This is a genomic window from Endozoicomonas sp. ALB032 (genome assembly GCF_049310125.1).
In the GTDB taxonomy this organism is placed as follows: domain Bacteria; phylum Pseudomonadota; class Gammaproteobacteria; order Pseudomonadales; family Endozoicomonadaceae; genus Endozoicomonas_A.
The window spans coordinates 7,021,385-7,043,901 of record NZ_JBLYNW010000001.1 but is presented as its reverse complement, the minus strand read 5'-3'; the positions used below and the strand labels follow the sequence as shown (position 1 = coordinate 7,043,901).

14 protein-coding genes are annotated in these 22,517 nt (G+C 48.4%); 12 read left to right on the top strand and 2 right to left on the bottom strand.

What is annotated here, in order from left to right:
- Positions 1-115 precede the first annotated feature (115 nt).
- On the top strand, positions 116-1,366 hold the full coding sequence (locus ACO6VG_RS25580) for a malic enzyme-like NAD(P)-binding protein (protein WP_422134907.1): 1,251 nt from the start codon (positions 116-118) through the stop codon (positions 1,364-1,366).
- 89 nt (positions 1,367-1,455) lie between these two features.
- On the opposite strand, the gene ACO6VG_RS25575 is transcribed toward ACO6VG_RS25580, so the two are convergent.
- On the bottom strand, positions 1,456-3,933 hold the full coding sequence (locus tag ACO6VG_RS25575; RefSeq protein ID WP_422476210.1) for a penicillin-binding protein 1A: 2,478 nt from the start codon (positions 3,931-3,933) through the stop codon (positions 1,456-1,458).
- Positions 3,934-4,465: 532 nt separating this feature from the next.
- Here ACO6VG_RS25575 and ACO6VG_RS25570 point away from each other — a divergent pair.
- From ACO6VG_RS25570 to hemE, 11 genes are all read left to right on the top strand, one after another.
- Positions 4,466-5,530 (top strand): pilus assembly protein PilM, encoded by a 1,065-nt coding sequence (locus tag ACO6VG_RS25570; RefSeq protein ID WP_422134905.1) that lies wholly within the window; start codon positions 4,466-4,468, stop codon positions 5,528-5,530.
- Positions 5,530-6,096, top strand: a complete 567-nt coding sequence (locus ACO6VG_RS25565) for a PilN domain-containing protein (RefSeq protein ID WP_422134904.1) — start codon at positions 5,530-5,532, stop codon at positions 6,094-6,096. The genes ACO6VG_RS25570 and ACO6VG_RS25565 overlap by 1 nt, the downstream gene beginning before the upstream one ends.
- Positions 6,093-6,707, top strand: a complete 615-nt coding sequence (locus tag ACO6VG_RS25560) for a type 4a pilus biogenesis protein PilO (protein ID WP_422134903.1) — start codon at positions 6,093-6,095, stop codon at positions 6,705-6,707. Before ACO6VG_RS25565 ends, ACO6VG_RS25560 begins: the two co-directional genes overlap by 4 nt.
- Entirely contained in the window at positions 6,707-7,234 is a 528-nt protein-coding gene (locus tag ACO6VG_RS25555) for a pilus assembly protein PilP (protein ID WP_422134902.1), read from the top strand. The genes ACO6VG_RS25560 and ACO6VG_RS25555 overlap by 1 nt, the downstream gene beginning before the upstream one ends.
- A 265-nt stretch (positions 7,235-7,499) precedes the next feature.
- On the top strand, positions 7,500-9,581 hold the full coding sequence (locus ACO6VG_RS25550; protein WP_422134901.1) for a type IV pilus secretin PilQ: 2,082 nt from the start codon (positions 7,500-7,502) through the stop codon (positions 9,579-9,581).
- Positions 9,582-9,670: 89 nt separating this feature from the next.
- Positions 9,671-10,162, top strand: coding sequence for a DUF29 domain-containing protein (locus ACO6VG_RS25545; protein ID WP_422409790.1), 492 nt, complete (start codon positions 9,671-9,673; stop codon positions 10,160-10,162).
- Positions 10,163-10,286: 124 nt separating this feature from the next.
- Complete coding sequence (gene aroK / locus ACO6VG_RS25540) at positions 10,287-10,805, top strand: shikimate kinase AroK (RefSeq protein WP_422476208.1); 519 nt, start codon at positions 10,287-10,289, stop codon at positions 10,803-10,805.
- Between the two features lie 66 nt (positions 10,806-10,871).
- Positions 10,872-11,978, top strand: coding sequence for a 3-dehydroquinate synthase (gene aroB / locus ACO6VG_RS25535; RefSeq protein ID WP_422476206.1), 1,107 nt, complete (start codon positions 10,872-10,874; stop codon positions 11,976-11,978).
- 428 nt (positions 11,979-12,406) lie between these two features.
- Positions 12,407-16,864: a glutamate synthase large subunit gene (gene gltB, locus ACO6VG_RS25530; protein ID WP_422476204.1), complete on the top strand. Its 4,458-nt coding sequence runs from the start codon at positions 12,407-12,409 to the stop codon at positions 16,862-16,864.
- Between the two features lie 145 nt (positions 16,865-17,009).
- Positions 17,010-18,437: an FAD-dependent oxidoreductase gene (locus tag ACO6VG_RS25525; protein ID WP_422476202.1), complete on the top strand. Its 1,428-nt coding sequence runs from the start codon at positions 17,010-17,012 to the stop codon at positions 18,435-18,437.
- A gap of 186 nt (positions 18,438-18,623) precedes the next feature.
- A complete protein-coding gene (hemE, locus tag ACO6VG_RS25520; RefSeq protein WP_422134895.1) occupies positions 18,624-19,691 on the top strand; it encodes a uroporphyrinogen decarboxylase in 1,068 nt (355 codons plus the stop codon).
- A gap of 212 nt (positions 19,692-19,903) precedes the next feature.
- Here the strand turns inward: hemE and ACO6VG_RS25515 are convergent, their stop codons facing one another.
- Positions 19,904-22,336 (bottom strand): response regulator, encoded by a 2,433-nt coding sequence (locus ACO6VG_RS25515; RefSeq protein WP_422476200.1) that lies wholly within the window; start codon positions 22,334-22,336, stop codon positions 19,904-19,906.
- Positions 22,337-22,517: the final 181 nt, after the last annotated feature.

Here is a 22,517-nt window from a genome sequence, read left to right as displayed (position 1 = left end):
TATCCGGTCTGTAGATATACTTTTCTGGTCTACCGAATCCTTGTTCGACAAAGAGTGATCCTATATTCTCCACACTTAAGACCTCATATTTTCATTAGGATTAAAGTACAAGGATATGAAGCAAGCCGCCCTGGATTACCATGCTCAGCCTAAACCCGGAAAGATCTCGATTGAACTGACCAAGCCGGCGGAGACTGCCAAGGATCTGTCTCTGGCCTATAGCCCGGGCGTCGCAGAGCCAGTGCGTGAAATCGCTGCTGACTCTGAAAATGCCTACAAATACACCATGAAAGGTAATCTGGTCGCAGTGATCAGTAACGGTACTGCGATTCTTGGTCTGGGTAATCTTGGCGCGCTGGCCAGTAAGCCTGTGATGGAAGGCAAGGCTCTGCTGTTCAAACGTTTCGCCGGAATAGATTCCATTGATCTGGAAGTGGACTGCCAAAGTCCTCAGGATTTCATTGATACAGTCAGGCGGGTTGCCTGCAGTTTTGGTGGTATTAACCTTGAGGATATCAAGGCACCAGAGTGTTTTGAAATCGAGCGTCGTCTGATTGAAGAGTGCGATATTCCTATCTTCCATGATGATCAGCATGGTACTGCAATCGTTACTGCGGCAGGTATGTTGAATGCTCTTGAGATTGCCGGCAAGAAGATCGAAGAAGCCCGTCTGGTGTGTCTCGGAGCTGGTTCTGCAGCCATCTCTTGCGTCAAGTTGTTGATCAGCTGTGGCATGAATCCAGCCAATATTTTTATGCTGGACAGTAAAGGCGTTATCCACACAGGGCGTGATGACCTTAACCAGTATAAGGCTTTGTTCGCGGTTGAGACCGATTGCCGTAATCTGGACGATGCAATTAGTGGGGCTGATGCTTTTCTGGGTCTGTCTGGGCCAAACCTTTTGTCTAAGGAACAGCTGGCAAAAATGGCTGAGAATCCTATTGTGTTTGCCTGTGCCAATCCTGATCCTGAAATTCGTCCAGAGCTGGCCAAAGAAGTGCGCTCTGATGTCATTATGGCAACAGGCAGGTCTGACTATCCGAACCAGGTTAATAACGTTCTCGGCTTCCCATTCATCTTTCGTGGTGCTCTGGATGTTCGAGCCAGTCGCATCAATGAAGAGATGAAAGTAGCCGCTGTTCAGGCAATTCGTGAATTGGCCAAGGAGGCAGTTGTCCAGGAGGTTGTCGATGCCTACGAGGGGGCTGAGCTAATCTTTGGTCCGGAATATATTATTCCCAAACCGACTGATCCTCGTTTGCTGGGCTCTGTATCTGCCGCAGTGGCAAAAGCTGCTGTGGATTCTGGTGTAGCTCGTCAGCCTTATCCTGCTCATTATCCTTTGAGGTCTCTGGAGGATATTTAGACCAGAGATTCAGTCGTCATAAAAAAAACCCTCCCTGATTTCAGGCGAGGGCTTTTTTTGCTAAGTAAGCTTCTGCACCTGACTGAGTGCTAGAACAAATCCTCTGGTTTGAGTGAGCCGCTTTCTTCCAGTAAGGGAAGGCTTCCCTCGCTAAAACTCTTGGGAGTATTTTCTTTCCTGAACAGTTCGAAAATAGCTTCAGGATCGCCTTGTTTTGCCAGTTGCCCTGTTTTCGAATTAATTCGAACCGTTTCTATGCCTCCTGGCTGGGGCAGGCGTCTTACCGGTTGGTCTGCCAGAGCAGTTTTCATGTAACTGATCCAGATGGGTAGAGCGGCATTAGCTCCAAACTCCCACCGGCCCAGAGTGGAGAAGTTATCCTTGCCGACCCAGACACTGGTAAGCACATCGGGGTTAAATCCGACAAACCAGGCATCCTTGCTTTCATTTGTGGTGCCTGTTTTACCGCCAATATCGTGACGTTCAAGGACTCTTGCTCTTTTACCGGTGCCTTTCCAGATGACATCGCGCATGATGTCATTGAGGATATAGTTGACTCGGCTGTCCATAACAGACTCAGCTTCATTGACAATGTTCAGGGAGCCCGTAGGTTCGTCTCCCGTCAAGGGTGTTGAGGTTTCAGTTACTTGCTCTGAAACAAATCCCTCCTCAGGCGTCCCTACCTTACGACAGTCCCGACAGACAATAACCGGGTTGGCCTCGAATACTGTGTCATCCAGAACATCGACTTTCTGAATCAGGTAGGGCGTGACTTTGTAACCGCCATTGGCAATCGTAGCGTAGCCTGTGGTCAATTCCAGCGGTGTCATGGAAACGTTACCCAATGCCAGAGAGAGGTTTCGGGTCAGGGTCTCTTCAGGCAATCCCAGCTTCATCAGGAAGTTCACAGTTCGCTTAACACCAATTTGCCTGAGGATCCGAATCGAGACCAGGTTCCGTGAGCGATAGAGGCCTTCTCTGAGCCGCGTTGGGCCGTTGAACTTCATATTGTCATTATTCGGGCGCCAGACGCCTTCAAGTCCCTGATCAGCAAAAACAACGGGAGCATCATTGATGATGGTAGCGGCGGTCAGTCCCTTATTAAGAGCGGCCATGTAGATAAAAGGTTTGAAAGCCGACCCCGCTTGACGGATGGCTTGAGTGGCACGGTTATACATACTGTCGTAGAAATTGAAGCCGCCGACCAGAGCGAGAATAGCCCCATTTTCCGGATTCATGGAAATCAGAGAAGATTGAGCCTGGGGTTCCTGGCTCAGACGGAAGCGGCCGTCAGGCATCTTTCTTACCCAGATCAGATCACCTGCCTTCAGAATGTCAGACGCCTGTTTGGGATTATAGCCATAGGCATTAACATTGATATAAGGCTTTGCCCATTTCAGATTGTCCCAGTCAATCTGATTGGTCTTATCCTCTTTCATCAGGATTGTCACCGATTGATCTGCTACGGCGGTGACCACGGCTGGTATAAGGACACCGGCAGAATGGGTTTCTTTCAGGGTCTTTTTCCAGAAAGCCGTTGTATCTTTTTCCTGTTGAACAATAGGCTTACCATTGTCGACCTCATTCAGGTTGCTAACAGGTCCCCGGTATCCATGTCTCTCTGTATACGCAAAAAGACCATTGGCAACGGCTTCGTTAGCTGACCTTTGTAAGATACTGTCAACAGTGGTGTAAACCTTGAAACCTTCCGTGTAGGTTTCCGGGCCAAACTTCTCAATCATTTCCTGACGAACCATCTCGGCGATGTAGGGAGCTTGCAGTTCGATCTTGGGACCGTGGTAACTAGCCGTCACTGGAGCCTTAAAAGCCTCTTCATAATCAGCCTGGTTGATATAACCCAGATCATACATCCTGCCTAGAATCCAGTTTCTGCGAATCCGTGAACGTTCGGGATCATTGATCGGGTTATAACGGGAAGGAGCCTTGGGCAGGCCCGCGATCATGGCCCACTGAGCCAGATTGAGTTCATCGATCGATTTACCGTAATAAACCTGTGCCGCAGCCTCTACTCCGTAAGCGCGGTTACCCAGATAAATTTTATTAAGATAGAGTTCAAAAATTTCGTCTTTGGTCAGTTGCTGTTCAATCTGGATGGCCAGCAGAATCTCGTTGAACTTTCTGGAGAAGACCCGTTCGTGACTCAGGAAAAAGTTTTTGGCCACCTGCATGGTGATCGTGCTGCCTCCTGACTGGATTCGACCGGTTGAAGCCAGCTGCACAGCAGCTCGCATTAGACCCATGATATCGACGCCGGGGTGGTGGTAGAAACGGTCATCTTCAGCTGCCATGAAGGCTTTAATCAGGGGTTCAGGGGCGTCCGCGAAGTGTATAGGTGTGCGACGCATTTCGCCAAACTCTGCGATCAGTTTTTCGTCCTTTGAAAACACACGCAGAGGCGTCTGCAGGTGAGTATCACGCAGGGTGTCAACTGAGGGCAGCGAAGGGCTCAGATAGAGATAGGCGCTGGCTGCTATCAGGGTGATGCCGCTGACGGCTGCCAGGCCGCTCCAGAGCAGAAATTTTAAAATTTTTACCGATCGATTCATGCTTGGCTGATGTCCAGTTCTGGCTTGGGGAGGCTGACCGGGAATAGACAGTCTCCTGGCAGTTACAGGAGGGTCATTATAAAGGGAAATGTTCAATTTCCCTAGAATCCGGATCGTTAGTTAATGTAATGTTCGGTTTTATATTCGTTTATCGCGAGAATGATTCTCTATCCAGAGAGGGTTGAAGGGCGTTTTTAGCTCATGACTGTTTCAGCTCAGGGCTGTGCCGGTTGGACGATGTGTTCTGTCATCGATATCGGATAGTTATCGATACGGTTTGGGCAAAGTGGGTAAATCGACAGGCTTTGTCTTGGGTATATTGATTAAAAAGCAGCCACGGGAAGGTGCATAGCGTGATCTGTTTGAAATAAAGTGGATTCGAAAGGTTCCTTTCGTTGCGCATTTGAACGGACTGTTATTAAATAAAAATATAGGGAATTTTTATAACTAAAGCCGCCATGAGAGACAAACGTCAGGGTGTTGATGTCGATCAAACTGACGTTTCGTGGTGAAAAAAGCAGGAATCGTGTCTGTGTTTGGGCTGTTTAATAATAAAACAAGTGCTGTCCTTGGAGTGGATATCAGTTCGACCTCAGTGAAGGTGCTGGAACTGAGTCGTGGCAGTAAGGGCTACCGAATAGAAGCCTACGGTGAAGAACCTTTGCCACCCGGAACTGTGGTTGAAAATGTCATTCAGGAGCCTGAGGCCGTCGGTGATGCTATCAGGAGAGCTGTTTCCCGCAGTCGCAGTAGTGTGAAAAATGCTGCAGTGGCTGTTTCCGGTTCAGCTGTTATCACCAAGACCATCGAAATGGATTCCTCTCTCAGTGATGAAGAGATGGAAACACAAATCACCGTAGAAGCCGATCAGTATATTCCGTACGCATTAGACGAAGTAGCTATTGATTTTGAAGTCCTTGGGTTGAAGGAAAATAACCCTGAGCGGGCTGAGGTGCTTCTCGCTGCCTGTCGTCGTGATAATGTTGAAATGCGTGAAGAGGCTCTTGGACTTGGTGGTCTCAAAGCCAAAGTGGTGGATGTCGAGGCATTTGCCATGGAAAGAGTCTACGAACTGGTCAGTGATATGCTGGAGCTTCCAGAGGAAGATCCGGTGGTTGCTATTGTTGACATTGGTGCCAGCAGTACTTCGATCAGTGTGTTGAGTAATGGTCAGACTATTTACACCCGCGAACAATTGTTTGGTGGTCGACAGCTTACTGATGAGATTCAGCGACGCTATGGCCTAAGCCCTGAAGAAGCAGAAAAGTCCAAACGTGAAGGGGGGCTTTCAGACGATTTTGAACCTGAAGTTCTGGAGCCTTTCAAAGAGGCGGTTGTGCAGCAGGTTTCACGATCCTTGCAGTTTTTCTATTCCTCCAGTCAATACAATGATGTGGATGCCATTCTTATGGCCGGAGGGACATCTTCTATTCCAGGACTGGCTGCTCTGGTTCAGGACAAACTTGGAACACAGGCATTGCTGGCCAATCCGTTTGCCAGAATGGCGCTCTCTCCAAAAGTGGATGCCAGTAAATTAACCGGCAGCGCTCCGGCTTTGATAATCGCCTGTGGATTAGCCATGAGGAGTTTTGACTAATGGCAAGGATTAACCTTCTCCCCTGGCGTGAACAACTTCGGGAAGAGCGCAAAAAACGCTTTATCGCCGCTTGGCTGATGACCATATTGGCCGGTGGCGCGATGATTTTCATGGCAGATATTTACACCGGAAATGCCATCAGTCACCAGCAAAACAGGAATCAGTACCTTCAGAATAAAATTGTTGAACTCGACAAGAGTATTGCTGAAATCAAAGGCCTCAGGGAGAAGCGAACCCAGCTTCTGGAGCGCATGGAGGTCATACAGAATTTACAGGGTAACCGCCCTATCATTGTTCGGGTGTTTGATCAGCTGGCTCGACTGATTCCTGACGGGGTGCACTTCAAGAGCCTCCAGTTTCAGGGAGACACTCTCAAGCTGGTGGGTGTCGCTGAGTCGAATAATCGTATTTCCAGCTTGATGCGTAATTTTGATTCCTCTGAGTGGTTTTCCGATCCCAATCTGACCGCTGTACGTAAGGTGACCCTTGGCGGAGAACGGATGAATGAATTTGATCTGACTGTGATTCGAACATCGCCTGAGAAAGAAGCCGGAGACGAATCATGAGTTTCGCAGATTCTTTAAAAAAACTGAATGAGCTGGATCTGGCAGAACTGGATCTGGAAAATGTCGGTGGCTGGCCATTGCCGGTCAGGGTTGTTGCCTGCGTACTGACCCTCGGGCTGGTGCTTTTTTTGGGTTATCAATTGCACTTAAGTAATCTTCAGAAAACTTACGACACTGTCATTTCAAAAGAGAAAGAGTTAAAAGATCAATTCAGAATCAAGGCTTTCCAGTCTGCGAATCTCGATGCTTACCGGCTTCAGATGGAACAGATGGAGGCTTCCTTTGGTGCTCTGGTTAAACAGTTACCGAGCGACACTGAAGTGCCCGGATTATTGGAAGATATTACTTTCACCGGTCGTGGTGCTGGTCTGACGTTTGAGACCATCAAGTTGCAGCCTGAAAAAGCCACAGAGTTTTATATTGAGCTTCCAATCAGTATCTCAGTCGGTGGTAACTACCATGATATTGGCAATTTTGTCAGTGGAGTGGCCAGTCTGTCACGAATTGTGACGCTTCATGACTTTTCTATCACGCCGGAAAAAAATGGGCAGATGCTGAAAATGGAGATTCTGGCCAGAACTTATCGCTACAACGACAGGGAGTCTCAGTAATGAAGTATTTACAAAGACTTCTGATTGTCTGTGCCGGAGGTGCGTTGTTGGGTTGTTCCGGAAACAGTGGTTTCAGTGATCTTGACCAGTATATGGCTGAGATGAAATCCAGGCCTTCCGGAAGAATTGAACCGCTGCCGACCTTTACTCCCTACGAGGCATTTACTTACAGTGCTTCTGGTTTAAGAAGTCCCTTTGAGCCGCCGGTCAAGTTGCAAGCCTCTGACCGGGCACTCAGCAGTAATGTCAAACCTGACAATGGTCGTGCCAGACAGTACCTGGAGCAGTTCGATATCGAAACCTTTGCTCTGGTGGGGTCTATCAGCAACGACGATGGGCTTTGGGGTTTGATCCGTGGTGACGACGGCATCCACCGTGTCAGGGTGGGTGATTATCTGGGTAAAAACCACGGTCGAATCACTTACATCGACGACAGTGAACTGCGAATTATCGAAATAGTGCCTGCGGGCTCTGACGTCTGGATTGAAAGACCCAGAAGTATGAGGCTGGATCTTGGCCAACCCTGATCGTTAAACATATGTTTGCAAGGACAGTCCGATCAGTTTCGAAATGGATTTCCCGCTTTGCCGTGCATACCTCACAGATCACGTCTTTTTTTGACGTGGAGACACAAGGTGTGGCTCTCGTTACAGTGCCTGTTGAAATACTTGCTGTAATGAGAGTTCCCATGGCTGATATGACAAGGTAGGCGACATCGCTGCAGGAAACTGGATTTTTCTGATGTCATGCCGATTAGAACAACAATTCTAAAATGCTAAGTGGGTTCACTAGATGAATAATAAGCCCGTGTTGAAAGCCAGCGCAGTACGAATGCTGCTGTATATAGTGTTGGCGTGGTTGCCGCTTTCTGTCTGGGGTGTAACACTCAAGAAAATGGATGCTGGCACCTTGCCGGGTGATATCGTAGAGCTGCGGCTGATGTTCGACGGCCCTGCACCTGAGGCAAAGGGTTACACGATAGAGCAGCCTCCCAGGATTTCTTTGGATCTACCGTTCACCCGCAGTGATCTGCCCAAATATAATGAAGTTGGCTTTCAGAACACAGAGAGTGTCACCGTGCTTGAGGCTGGAGGCAGAACCCGGCTCGTTGTTAATTTGAAAACAGCTGCCGGTTTTACCACTAAAGCGGACGGTAATGTTCTCTACGTTTATGTGGGCGCAGAAGGTTCTGATACCCGTTCAGTTCTTCCAACAGTAGCCAGTTCTGGTGCGCCTCTGGCTGATCCTGCCAGCCAGGGTATTACCCATATTGATTTCCAGAGGGGGGAGGAAGGAGAGGGTAATGTTGTTATTTCGCTCGCAGATCCTAACATTCCAATGGATATGAATGAGTTGGGTGGTCGCATTCGTCTGGAGTTTCAGGGGAATGTTCTGCCAGGCAGGTTACGCAACCGTCTGGACGTCATTGATTTCGCTACTCCCGTAAAATTCATTGATGCCAAGGTCGAAGACGGGAATGCAGTGGTTGTTATCGAGCCCAAGGGTGATTATAGCTACCTTGCTTATCAGGCAGATAACACACTGACAGTCAGTGTTAAGCCGGTATCCGATAAAGATTATGGTCGTGACCGGAAAGGTCTGGCCTATAAGGGAGACAAACTGTCCCTCAATTTTCAGGATATCGAAGTGCGTGCTGTTCTTCAGTTGATTGCTGACTTTACTGATCTGAATCTGGTGGCCTCAGATACGGTCAGCGGTAATGTGACACTGCGTCTGCAGAATGTGCCCTGGGATCAGGCTCTGGATATCGTTCTCAAATCAAAAGGTCTGGACAAGCGACTTGAAGGTAATGTCCTGACTGTGGCTCCAGCCGAAGAGATTGCAGCCAGGGAACGTCAGCAACTGGAGAATGACAAGCAGATTCGTGAGTTGGCGCCTGTTTACACCGATCTGATTCAGATCAATTACGCTGATGCACAAGAGATTGCGACGGTTCTTGCCGGTGAAGGGGAAGAGACCACTCTGCTGACTGAGCGTGGTTCGGTTCAGGTTGTGGCTCGTACTAACAGTCTTCTGGTTAAGGATACTCAGGAGAAGCTGGATGAGCTGCGAGCTCTGATTCAACGTCTGGATATCCCTGTCAGACAGGTGATGATTGAGGCGAGGATTGTCAATATGGACTCCGACTATGTGCGTGATCTGGGGGTAAAGTGGGGAGGCGCGACAGACTTTGATCGTTCAGCCAATCGGGATGTAGCTATCGGTGGTCAGGGGACTCAGGCGACTATCGTCGATGGTGTGCCAACTGTCCAGTTGCCAGACAACGCTCCCTTTGTTGATTTTGGCGTGACTGGAGCAAACGCCGCAACGTTGGCGATTGGTTTTGCAACCAACAGTACTCTGCTGAACCTTGAGCTTTCAGCCATTCTGTCAGATGGTGGTGGTGAAACGGTTTCTCAGCCAAAAGTGATAACCGCTGACAAGACCAAAGCAGTGATCAAGTCAGGTAAGGAAATTCCTTACGAAGAGAAAACATCCAGTGGTGCGACCTCTGTAGCTTTCAAGGATGCCGTGCTGTCTCTCGAAGTGACTCCGCAGATCACGCCTGAGGGCAGTATTATTATGGATGTGACGGTTACCAATGACTCTCAGGGTGCTGATGCGCCTAATGGTGTTCCTACCATTAATAAGAATGAAGTGAATACCCAGGTGCTGGTCAGAGATGGTGAAACAATTGTTCTGGGTGGAGTATTTACCAGGGAGAAAAAGAAAGGGACAGTTAAGGTGCCAATGTTGGGCGATATTCCTTATGTTGGAAGATTGTTTAGAAAAGATACCTATTCAGATGACAAGGCCGAATTGATGATCTTCATTACACCTCGAGTGGTCAGCGATAATATTACCCTGCGTTAATTCCCGCATCCCGGTAGGTTCAGACCTTCCGGGATCTCTTCCAAAAAAATGCCCTATAATGGAATCCGCACTGATAGAGGAATCTTGTTATGGATGGCCGCTCCAATCACCTTTACGAATTTGACTATTACCAGTGGGTGCAGCAGCAGAAAAAACTGCTGGAAAACCGTCAGTTTGATCGGCTTGACCTGGATAATCTCATTGAGGAAGTTGAGGGTATGGGTAAGAGTGAGCCAAGGTCGCTGGAGTCTCATCTGGTGGTTTTGCTGCAGCACCTACTGAAGTACCAGTATCAGACTTATATCCTGAATCCTCAGATGCCCGAACCTAAAGTGTTTAGATCATGGTTTGGGAGTATCCGCAATGCCAGGGATGATGCTGGCAAAGTATTGCTTGCCAACCCGTCGCTGAGGCCAAGGTTGGATGGATTATTTGTCTCGGCATACAAAGAAGGCAAGAAGCGGGCAATACGAGAGATGAATGACTATCTTCCGAAACAAAAGTGGCTGACTGAGGATAGTTATCCGGAGTGTTGCCCCTGGTCGTTTGAAGAGATCATGACAGAAGATTGGCTGCCTTGAGTTGATCTCTGTATTTATCTAACAAAAAACGGGAGTGAAAGCTCCCGTTTTTTGTTGTCAGCATGACTCAGGATGCGCTAGGCTCAGCCTCACATGCAGGCAGGAAGTCAGGCTAACAAAGACAATGCCATTGAGAAATATTTATCTGGTAGGCCCTATGGGGGCCGGTAAAAGTACGATCGGGCGGATGTTGGCCAAAGAACTGGGGCTGCCATTTTTCGATTCAGATCAAGAGGTTGAGGCACGCAGTGGTGCTGAGATTCCCTGGATTTTTGATGTTGAGGGCGAAGAGGGCTTTCGGCAGCGTGAAATACAGGTAATACGGGATCTCTGTTCCAGACAGGGTATTGTTCTTGCCACAGGTGGTGGGGCTGTGACCAGACTGGAAAATCGCCAGCAGCTGGGTACCAGCGGAGTGGTTGTCTTTCTCAAGGCATCAGTAGCAGCGCAATTGATCAGAACCGAGAAAGACAAGAAAAGGCCTCTGTTGCAAAGGCCTGATCGAGAGCAAGTGCTGACTCAACTGTTGAGTGACAGAGCGCCGCTCTATTCCAGTATTGCCGATATCGAGCTGGATACAGAGTTGCTATCACCCAAAGCACTGATCAGTGAAATCATCCGAACCGTTGGCGAGTTGCCATAAGCCAGGAAGAAGCCTTCGGATCATTTAATTGATGGAAGGTTTTTTAGAAAAAGAGAGAGACGTTTGATGGAAGAGTCGAACATCCTTGAACTGAATGTGGATCTGGGTGAGAGAAGTTATCCCATTTTTATCGGTTCAGGCCTTTATGCGGGTGCTGCCAGACCTGAGTTGCTCCAGCCCTATATCAAAGGACAGCAAGTAGCTGTTGTCACTAACGAAACCATTGCTCCCCTCTATCTGGATAGGGTGCGCAATCTGCTTGATGGCTTTGACCTGACAGAAGTCATTCTTCCTGATGGAGAAGCGTTCAAGAACCTTGCTACCCTTGAGAGAGTGTTTGATGGCTTGCTTGAAGCTCGTCATACCCGCAAAACCACATTGATCGCTCTGGGTGGTGGTGTGGTGGGTGATATCACAGGTTTTGCTGCCGCCGCCTACCAGCGCGGTGTTGATTTTATTCAGATTCCAACCACTCTGCTGTCCCAGGTAGATTCTTCTGTTGGCGGGAAAACCGGTGTCAATCATTCTTTGGGCAAAAATATGATTGGCGCTTTCCATCAACCCAATGTTGTCCTGATTGATACTGACTCTTTGAATACACTTCCAGAGCGTGAGTTTTCTGCTGGCGTTGCCGAAGTGATCAAGTACGGTCTGATCTGTGATGACTCCTTCTATCAGTGGCTGCAGGCAAATATTGAACGAATCATGGCAAGGGATCGGGAGGCGCTGACTTACGCGATCCACCGTTCGTGTTCTGACAAAGCACAGGTAGTGGCAGAGGATGAAAAAGAGTCCGGGCTCAGAGCTATTTTAAATCTGGGTCATACCTTTGGTCATGCCATTGAAACACATACTGGCTATGGCGAATGGTTGCATGGGGAGGCCGTTGCTGTCGGTATGGTGATGGCTGCTGAGCTCTCTTGCCGACTGGGTTGGATTGCCAGAGCAGAAGTACAGGAGGTTGTGGCTATTCTCAAGGCAGCAAATCTGCCTGTAGAGCCTCCTGAGGGTATGTCACCCGATCGCTTTGTTGAACTGATGTCCGTCGATAAGAAAGTGCTGAATGGAAAATTGAGGCTGGTGCTTTTAGAGCAGATTGGTAAAGCCATTGTGACAGAACAGTTTGACCGGGGTGTGCTTGATAAGATGCTGAGTGAGGTGTGCAGGATATAGAGCTTATTGCTTATTGTTCTTTTTATGTATTTGTGATTGAGGGGTTGGCTGTGTAAAATGGTTGGCCCCTTGTCTTTTGTGGCGAGGTTAAACGTCTGCAACTTCGACCTATTTTTCATGAAGTAGTAGTTAAGGGTATACTCTTTTTTTTGTACTCTTTTTTGAATTAAAATCCATAAAAATGAATTAATATTCTTTGGGTGTGGTTACCTCCCCGCAGCAAAGCCGTTCTGGCTCGAGCCAGGAATGCAGCCAGCATCACAGTATGAAGACCGCAGGGGGTGGGAGAGCTGCATTTTTATAGAATAAAGCGCCTTGGCAAAACGAGAACAATGATCGTCTGGAAGCCTGGTCGGTAACAGAACATTCCGGCTTCCAGAGTGACAGAAGTTTCAAGGTATATAATAACTTACGATGAGAGAGTGCTTATGAAAGCAGGTCTGTATAATCCCGGGGAGTTCAGGGATAACTGTGGTTTCGGGCTTATAGCACACATGGAAGGAGAGAAAAGTCATAATCTCCTGACAACCGCGATAGAAGCGCTTACCTGCATGACGCACCGGGGTGGTATTGCCGCAGATGGAAAAACAGGCGATGGTTGTGGTTTATTAATTCAGACGCCTGACACCTTTTTCCGCACTGTTGTTAAAGAGCAACTGGGTAAAGATCTTCCAGCCAGCTACGCTGTGGGGATGCTATTCCTGAGCCAGGATGAAGCGGTAGCTGATTATGCCAGAAAAACACTTGAAGCCGAGCTGGAAAAGAAAAAACTGGTAGTGATTGGATGGCGAAAAGTACCCGTCAATAGTGACTGTCTCGGCCCTATTGCCTTAGATCAGCTACCCGTTATTGAACAGGTGTTTGTAGGGTATCAGGGTGAGTTGGAAGAAGAAGAGTTTTCAGCCCGCCTTTATATGGCACGGCGCTTCACCAACATGGCACTTGAGCAGGATCAAGACTTTTATATCTGCTCCCTGTCGACTCAGGTAGTGACCTACAAAGGTCTGATGATGCCCGTAGATCTGGCTAACTTTTATCAGGATCTGGGTGATACCAGGTTCGAAACTGCGATCTGCGTATTCCATCAGCGCTTCTCTACGAATACCATGCCTCGCTGGAAGCTGGCCCAGCCTTTCCGTCTACTGGCTCATAATGGTGAAATTAACACCATCACCGGTAACAGAAACTGGTCACAGGCTCGTCGAAACAAATTCAAATCAGAGTTGCTGCCTGACCTGGATCAGATCTATCCCCTGGTCAACCGAACCGGATCCGATTCGTCAAGCCTCGACAACATGCTTGAAATTCTGGTAACCGGCGGCGTTGACCTTTATCGGGCTATCCGAATGCTGGTTCCACCTGCCTGGCAGAATGTTGATACCATGGATCCTGGCCTCAGGGCTTTTTATGAATACAACTCCATGCACATGGAACCCTGGGATGGTCCTGCAGGTCTGGTTATTACCGACGGCCGTCGTGCGGTTTGTGCACTGGATCGTAATGGTTTGCGTCCTTCTCGCTGGGTCATTACGAAAAACGGGTTTCTGACCGTTGCTTCTGAAGTGGGGGTTTACGATTACCAGCCTGAAGATGTTGTGGCAAAAGGTCGTGTTGGTCCGGGTGAAGTTTTGGCCATTGATGTTGAGTCAGGTGAATTGCATCAGGCCCACGATATCGATGAGCAGCTGAAGACTCGACAGCCCTACAAAAAGTGGTTGAAGCAAAACTCTTATCGTATCCGTTCCCGTTTCAGGGATGAAGATCACAAGATCGAGCACCTGGATTCAGAGCTGCTGAAGGTTCATCAGAAGATGTTCTCGGTCAGCTTTGAAGAGCGTGATCAGGTGATTCGTCCCCTGGCTGAGAGTGGGCAGGAAGCTGTAGGCTCAATGGGTGACGATACACCAATGGCAGTTTTGTCAGGTCGTGTGCGTTCTGTGTATGACTTTTTCAGGCAGCAGTTTGCCCAGGTTACCAACCCACCTATCGATCCTTTGCGTGAAGCAATAGTGATGTCCCTGGAAACCTGCCTGGGACGTGAGAAAAATATATTCGAAGAGACGCCAGAGCATGCGAGCCGTGTGGTACTCAAATCGCCAGTGCTGTCGACAACCAAATTCCTGAATCTGATCAATGCTCATCATCAGCATGATGATCTTGATGTGCTTTACATCGACATCAATTACAAGCCTGAAGAAGGCTTAAGGTCCGCCATTGAGCGTATTTGTGATGAGGCAGAGCAGGCTGTGAGAGACGGCAAGGCTCTGATTCATCTGAGTGATCGTAATATCAGTGATAACAAGCTGCCGGTGCATGCAGCCATGGCTACCGGTGCTGTTCATCACAGACTGATTGATACGGGCCTGCGTTCCGATGCCAATATTCTGGTAGAAACGGCAACAGCCAGAGATTCTCATCAGTTTGCGGTACTGCTGGGCTTTGGTGCTACGGCGATTTATCCCTATTTGTCCTATGAAATTATTCATGACCAGATTCGCACCGGGGAGATTCTCGCAGACCCACTGGATGCCTACAAAGCTTACCGCAAGGGTATCGATAAAGGTCTTTTGAAGATTCTTTCCAAGATGGGAATCTCCACCATTGCTTCCTATCGTGCTGCGCAGCTGTTCGAAGCCATTGGTCTGTCTTCTGAAGTGGTTGACCTCTGTTTCAAAGGGGTTCAGAGCCGTATTGAAGGCGCCGGCTTTGAAGCTATTCAGCAAGATCAACAGTTGCTCTCAGGGACTGCCTGGAAGAAGAGAAAGCCCATTCAGCAAGGTGGTCTGCTTAAATACGTGCATGACAGTGAGTATCACGCATTCAATCCTGATGTCGTTCAGCAACTTCAAAAAGCCGTCTCTACGGGTGATTATGAAGAGTTTCGTCGTTACTCCAAACTGGTCAACGAAAGACCGGTTGCCACCCTGCGTGATCTGATGGGCCTCAAAACTGCCGATCAGGCTCTGGCTATCGATGAAGTTGAACCAGCTGCAGACATTCTCAAGCGATTCGACTCCGCTGCTATGAGTCTTGGTGCTCTGTCTCCGGAAGCCCATGAAGCCCTGGCTGAAGCGATGAACCGTCTGGGTGGTCGTTCCAACTCGGGAGAAGGGGGTGAGGATGAAGCGCGCTTTGGCACTAACCGGGTTTCCAAAATAAAGCAGATTGCTTCTGGTCGTTTTGGTGTAACGCCCCATTATCTGGTTAATGCGGATGTCTTGCAGATTAAAGTGGCGCAGGGAGCCAAGCCGGGTGAAGGGGGGCAGCTGCCGGGTGGCAAGGTGAACAAACTGATTGCCAGACTGCGTTATTCAGTACCCGGTGTGACACTGATTTCACCTCCACCGCACCATGATATTTATTCGATTGAAGATCTGGCTCAGCTGATCTTTGACTTGAAGCAGGTGAACCCGGATGCGCTGGTCTCCGTAAAACTTGTATCAGAGCCAGGTGTTGGTACCATCGCTGCCGGTGTTGCCAAGGCTTATGCTGACCTGATTACCATCTCGGGCTACGACGGTGGTACTGCTGCTAGTCCGCTGACGTCTATCAGGTATGCCGGTTCTCCCTGGGAACTGGGTCTGACAGAGGCTCATCAGGCACTTAGAGCAAACGATTTGCGTGGAAAGGTCCGTCTTCAGACAGATGGTGGTATCAAAACAGGTCTGGATGTGGTTAAAGCGGCCATTCTGGGTGCTGAAAGTTATGGTTTTGGTACAACGCCCATGGTTGCAATGGGTTGTAAGTACCTGAGAATCTGCCATCTGAATAACTGTGCAACCGGTGTTGCAACCCAGGACCAGCATCTCAGGGAAAATCATTTCATCGGTACAGTTGAGATGATCATGAACTTCTTCACTTTTGTGGCTGAAGAAGTGCGTGAATGGCTGTCAGTGCTGGGTGCTAAAAGCCTTGAAGATGTTATTGGTCGTACAGAGTTGCTGGAGCTGCTTCCCGGTGACACTGACAAGCAAAAAGGCCTCGATCTGACGCCGATTGTCCGCAACGATCTGATTCCTGAAGATAAGCCCCATACCTGTCAGGTTGAACGTAACCCTTCTTTCGACAAGGGTGAGCTGGCAGAGGTTATGGTTGAAGCCTGTCTGCCAGCCATCGAAAGTGGTGAAGGAGGTGAGTTTGAGTTCACGGTGAGCAACTGTGACCGCTCAATCGGTGCAAGATTGTCGGGTGAGATTGCCAAACGTCATGGTAATCAGGGTATGGCAGACAGTCCGGTCAAGCTGAATCTGAAAGGTACCGCTGGACAGAGCTTTGGAGTCTGGAATGCCGGTGGCCTGGATATGCGTCTGGAAGGAGATGCCAACGACTATGTGGGTAAAGGGATGACAGGCGGTAACCTGATTATCCGTCCGCCCCGGGGAAGTGCTTTCAATTCTAATGAAACCTCTATCATTGGTAACACTTCTCTTTATGGTGCCACCGGTGGTCGCCTGCTGGCCGCCGGCCGTGCCGGTGAACGTCTTGCTGTGCGGAACTCTGGTGCTACCGCTATTGTCGAAGGTGCCGGGGATCACTGTTGTGAGTACATGACAGGTGGTCTGGTCGTTGTATTGGGCGAAACAGGTCATAACTTTGGCGCCGGTATGACTGGTGGCTTTGCCTACGTATTGGATCTGAAGCGCAACTTTGTTGATCGCTACAATCACGAGCTGGTGGATATTCACCGAATTGATACCGAATCCATGGAAGATTATCAGTCTCATCTGATGGGTCTTCTGGATGAATATGTAAAAGAGACAGGCAGTGAATGGGGGCGTGAACTTCAGGAGGAGTTTTACGACTATCGGGGTCGTTTCTGGCTGGTGAAGCCAAAGGCGGCCAGTTTGGACTCATTGCTGGCGAGTACACGCGGGCGTCCTGAGTAGGGCACCTGCAACCGCTTGCAAGGAAAGTCTTTAGAACAGCCGTGTGCGTTGCAGCCCTGAGCCAGCAGCCCTGAGCTAATAATAGGCTGCAGCAGTGGCAGCGCCACGAGCGTTATAAAAACAATCAGCGAATGAGGTCAAATCCATGTCACAATTTAACAATCGACTTAACAATCATTTTCAATTTGTCGAAGTAGGCAGAGAAGATCCGGAAAAAAAGGCTCTTCAGGTTCGCAAGAATGACTTTGTAGAGATCTATGAGTCCTACAGTGAAAAACAGGCCAAGCAGCAATCTCACCGCTGCCTTTCCTGTGGTAACCCTTATTGTGAATGGAAGTGCCCTGTACACAACTATATTCCGGATTGGCTGAAGCTGATTTCAGAAGGTAACTTGTTTGAAGCCGCTGAGCTTTCCCATCAGACCAACAGTTTGCCGGAAGTCTGTGGTCGTGTATGTCCCCAGGATCGACTCTGTGAGGGCGCCTGTACCCTGAATGACGGATTCGGTGCTGTAACTATTGGCGCAACTGAAAAATATATTACCGATACAGCGCTGGCTCTGGGCTGGCGCCCGGATATGTCCAAGGTGGTGTGGACCGATAAAAAAGTGGCCGTGATCGGTGCCGGTCCTGCGGGTCTGGGTTGTGCAGACGTGCTGGTCAGAAATGGTGTAAAACCTGTTGTATTTGATAAGAACCCGGAAATTGGTGGCTTGCTGACGTTTGGTATTCCTGAATTCAAGCTTGAGAAATCAGTGATGTCACGTCGTCGTGAAGTGTTTACCGAAATGGGCGTCGAATTCAGACTGAATACTGAAATCGGTAAAGATGTCCTGATGGACGATCTGATGGCAGAGTACGATGCCGTATTTATGGGTATGGGTACCTACACTTACATGAAGGGTGGGTTTCCGGGCGAAGATCTTCCCGGTGTTCATGATGCTCTGCCTTTCCTCATTTCCAGCGTGAATCGTAATCTGGGCTTTGAAAAGAAGGCATCTGATTTCATAGGCATGAAAGGAAAACGTGTTGTGGTTCTCGGTGGTGGTGACACTGCGATGGACTGTAACCGTAGTTCCATCCGTCAGGGCGCTGAGTCAGTCACATGTGCTTACCGTCGTGACGAGGAGAATATGCCCGGCTCCCGTCGTGAAGTGGCCAATGCCAGGCAGGAAGGTGTCAAGTTCCTGTTTAATCGTCAGCCCGTTGAAATTGTCGGCAATGGAAAGGTAGAAGGTGTCAAGGTCATCACCACCAAACTGGGTGAGCCTGACGAGCAGGGACGTCGTCGGCCTGAGCCGGTTCCGGGCAGTGAGGAAATACTGGCAGCCGATGCGGTACTGATTGCTTTTGGATTCCGTCCAAGTCCTGCTGACTGGTTTGAGTCCCACTCTATCAAGTTGAACGAGTGGGGAGGTGTTGTAGCGCCAGAGCAGTCCAGCTACAAGTTCCAGACTTCCAATCCTAAAATTTTTGCAGGTGGAGATATGGTCCGCGGCTCTGACCTGGTGGTTACCGCGATCTGGGAAGGCCGTCAGGCGGCTGAAGGGATCATGGACTATCTCGATGTCTGAGCTTGAAGAAAGCTTATCGGGATAGATGCTCCTGAGCGGCGGAAGATTGTCAATAAGGGGGGGAATGAGTATTCTCCCCCTTTTATTTTGTAACATCGCAGTTTCTTTTGGCCGGGCGAGGTTTTTAAATGTCTGTCCCGGCCTTCTTTAAAATTTACTGCACTGTCCCTGAATTCTGGAAACCCCATGACCGAGCTGAAAAATGACCGCTTTCTAAGGGCTCTGCTGAGAGAGCCTGTTGATGTCACCCCTGTATGGATGATGCGTCAGGCTGGACGTTATTTGCCCGAATATCGGGAGCTTAGAAGCAGGGCGGGTGATTTTATGTCGCTTTGTATGAATCCTGAAATGGCTTGCGAGGTGACCCTTCAGCCATTGGAGCGTTTTGACCTGGATGCAGCTATCCTGTTTTCGGATATCCTCACCATCCCGGATGCAATGGGTCTGGGATTGTATTTTGAGAAGGGCGAAGGCCCAAGATTTAAAAAAACCGTCCGTAAAGCGGCTGATGTTGAAGCTCTGTCTGTTACTGATCCTGAAAAGGATCTGGGTTATGTCATGGATGCAGTACGAACCATCCGCTCGGAGCTGAATGGACGTGTACCTCTGATTGGTTTTTCCGGCAGCCCATGGACACTGGCTACCTACATGGTTGAAGGGGGAACCAGTAAAGACTTTCGTCGTATCAAAGCGATGATGTTTGATCAGCCTCAGCTATTGTCTCAATTGTTAGGTGTCCTGGCTGATTCTGTGACAAGCTATCTGAACGCTCAGATTAAGGCGGGAGCTCAGGCTGTTCAAATCTTTGATACCTGGGGAGGAGCACTCTCACCAGAGTGCTACAAGGTATTTTCTCTAAAGTACATGGAAAAGATTGTTTCAGGTTTGATCAGAGAACATGAGGGTAGGAAGGTGCCCGTCATTCTGTTTACCAAAAATGGTGGTCAGTGGCTTGAATCTATGGCTGCAACGGGCACTGATGCTCTGGGTCTGGATTGGACGACAGATATTTCTGGTGCACGTCGTCGTGTAGGGGATAAAGTCGCGCTACAGGGCAATATGGATCCATCGGTTCTCTATGCATCACCAGAGCGTATAAGAGAAGAGGTGGCTAAAATTCTTGGAGATTTCGGTCCGGGTGAAGGTCATGTATTCAATCTGGGTCACGGCATTCATCAGTTTGTCGAGCCTGATAGAGCCAAAGTCTTTGTCGATGCGGTTCACGAATTATCAGCTCGATACCACCTACAATAACTGGTTGCATTCTAGCAGCCTGTCGGACTTAAGCGTCCGTAGCGAGGATTGCAAGAAATTGAGGATAAAAATCTCTGTTTCTGAGGAGAATAGCGAGCTATTTGACGAAGAAACAGAGATTTTTAGACCAATTTATTGCAACCGCAGTAGGACAGTCTTAAGTCCGACAGGCTGCTAGGTCTGATGTTATCTGACATCAGGCTGTTTTATTCTCATCTTGACGGAGTTCTTTCTCCCAATACTTGTGATAGTGTCTTCTGGAGTGTTTTGTATTCAGCCGGTTTGGTCAGGAATCTACTGATTCCCAGTCGCTCTGCACGCTGTTTTCCGGGTGGGTTTGTGGCGCCCGTGAGCATGATGATTCCCGGGATTTCTATCTGACTTTCTTCCTGAAGCCTCTCTAACATCTGGATGCCATTCATACCAGGCATATGGTGATCAAGGATGATCACGTCGAAGTCTCTTCCCAAATAGGCTTCGTTGCGTATCATTGCCAGTGCTTCCCGACCGTCTTCAGCATCCAGAGTATTGATACCCATCAGGGCACATTGTTGGGCCAGAACCTGTCTACAGGTTTTATTGTCATCAACAATGAGTGCTTTGACATTTTTGTCATAGAAAAGTGGTTGTTCATCCCGATGAATGACATCTGTTGTTTGTTCCTTATGTGGAATAGCAAACCAGATGTGCGTGCTGCCTTGGTTCATGATGCCGAAGTGTCCCGACAAGGCCTCAATTAATTGGATGGTAATGTAAAGTTGCATGCTAATGTCGGCCTGTCGTTTCGCTTCAGAGTAGCTCAGTTCATTGGTGTTCTCTGGCAGGTTCAGGACTTGTTGTCCCTGACTGTACCTGATCTGATAAAGAATGTAGCCGTCTTTACTCTGTTGTTGGCTTTTCGGCTCTGAGCCAGGTAGCTGAGAGGTCTGATTGACAGAAATCATGACTTCACTGTTTTTAATATGGCGGAAGATATGAATCAGGGTACTTTCCAAAATGAGTGATAACTGACGTGTATCTGTTTCACTGATATCCGGGACATCAGGGTGTACAAAGCTGATCAGCTCAGTATTTAGTTGTTCTGCCCGTAAACGGAATTTAAAGAGGCAGTCGTTCAGAAATTCATTGATATCGTAGGGTTTAATATCAGGGCTGGCTTCGTTTTGCTCAAGTTTCCATGCTTCAGAAAGCAGGTTAATCAGGTTGCTGAGCTCATTGCCTGCATATCTCAGGGTTTCAACATAGTTTTCCTGTTTGGGGGTCAGCTGTGTACTCTGGAGTAGTTCAGACATTCCCAGTACGCCATTCAGAGGTGTTCTCAGTTCATGACCCATTGCGTTGAAAAGATCATTATCTTTTGCCATCTGGGATTTGGGTGCCGGGCTGAGAGATGGATTCTTTGAAAGTCCTGATTCAGTTCGCAAATGCCTCTGGCTGGCAAAATAAAAGCTGAAGGCAAGAATGTTTATCGAGGTCGCTTGAAGCAGTATCCAGGTGGCAGCTATGGGGTTGTGATTGGTAACGCCCAGGATAGCCAGAGAGGTCACCAGGTGGATAATCGCATAAGGGGTGGAAAGCCAGGCAGGAATCTTCAGTGCACCGGGTACTCTGATGAACAGACTGCAATACCAGAAGACCTGAGTCGTCAGCAGGTTGATCATCAGGCTGTGTTCCAGAGATGCAAAGGTACCCGTTAAAGCAAGAATCAGTAATGATGCCGAGATGATAGAAAGTATGTTAAAGCAGTAGATAAGGTTGACATTGTTTCCCGTCAAGCTGATGCGAGCTATCTGACTGATCAGAATGGTTCCAACGATCAGTGAGGCGTTCATCATCAGGTTCTGCAGCCAACCTGCTCCGAGCTCGCTGATATTGAACAATCCCTGCCAGCTTATCAAAAACATTGAGCCCATTAAGCCGAAGCCAGCCAAGAAGATATAGGCTTTCTTGTGATAATTAAACCAGTTAATGGCATTCATAATCATTGTTGCGATAAATAGGGCTAGCAGCCAGCCAGTTTGCCAGTGTACAAATGCCTGATCACTGAGAAATGCTCTGGGAGACTTTAGATAGGCAAGTAAGCTGCCTGCGGCGGCTGCGGGTATCTCAATAAACACATCCAGTTTCTTATCTGCATAGGGCGTCAGATTATAGAGATAAATATTACTGTTTGGCTGTCGTTTATTTGGAAGTTGCTTGTAATACTTTGGGCCTGAAATATAGACATTAAGTGATACGCCGGGTGGTGGTTGAAGCCAGAGGATGGGCACAGGCTTAACGTTGACGTCCTCAGGCAGTGATATCTTGATCCAGGCCGTGCCTTTTTGGCTGGTGAAGTAGAGACTTTCTTTCTGCCAGGGAGCAAAACGAAACAGGTAATTCAGATCATTGATTTGATTCAGCTCAAGGGAGCTTTCCGGATCAATGAAAATGCTTGAGAATGGCTCGAGATTGATAGAAACCTTACCAGGCTGCTGATCAGTGACCTTTTCAGCACTGAATGCTTGTGCACCAAAGGCAGCCAGAAACAGCAGTAAGACTACATTAATCCAGAATCCAACCCTGATGGAGAGTCGTGACACTGACTCTTCACCTGAGGGTGGATGGGGGGCAATGGATAACAGGCGGTTGAATACAACTCTCATAATATTTATTGAAAATTCCATTTTTCCATTGTTGCTGAGTATACCCTAAGCTGCCCTGCGAAAAAGTGAAATTGTTGCAATTTTATATAACTTTACTTTGAAAGTTATTTTGCTTTCGGGATAACTGCTTTATGAATTTTTATTCTATTAGTCGGTGGACGTTTATTTGAGTGGGCTAAGC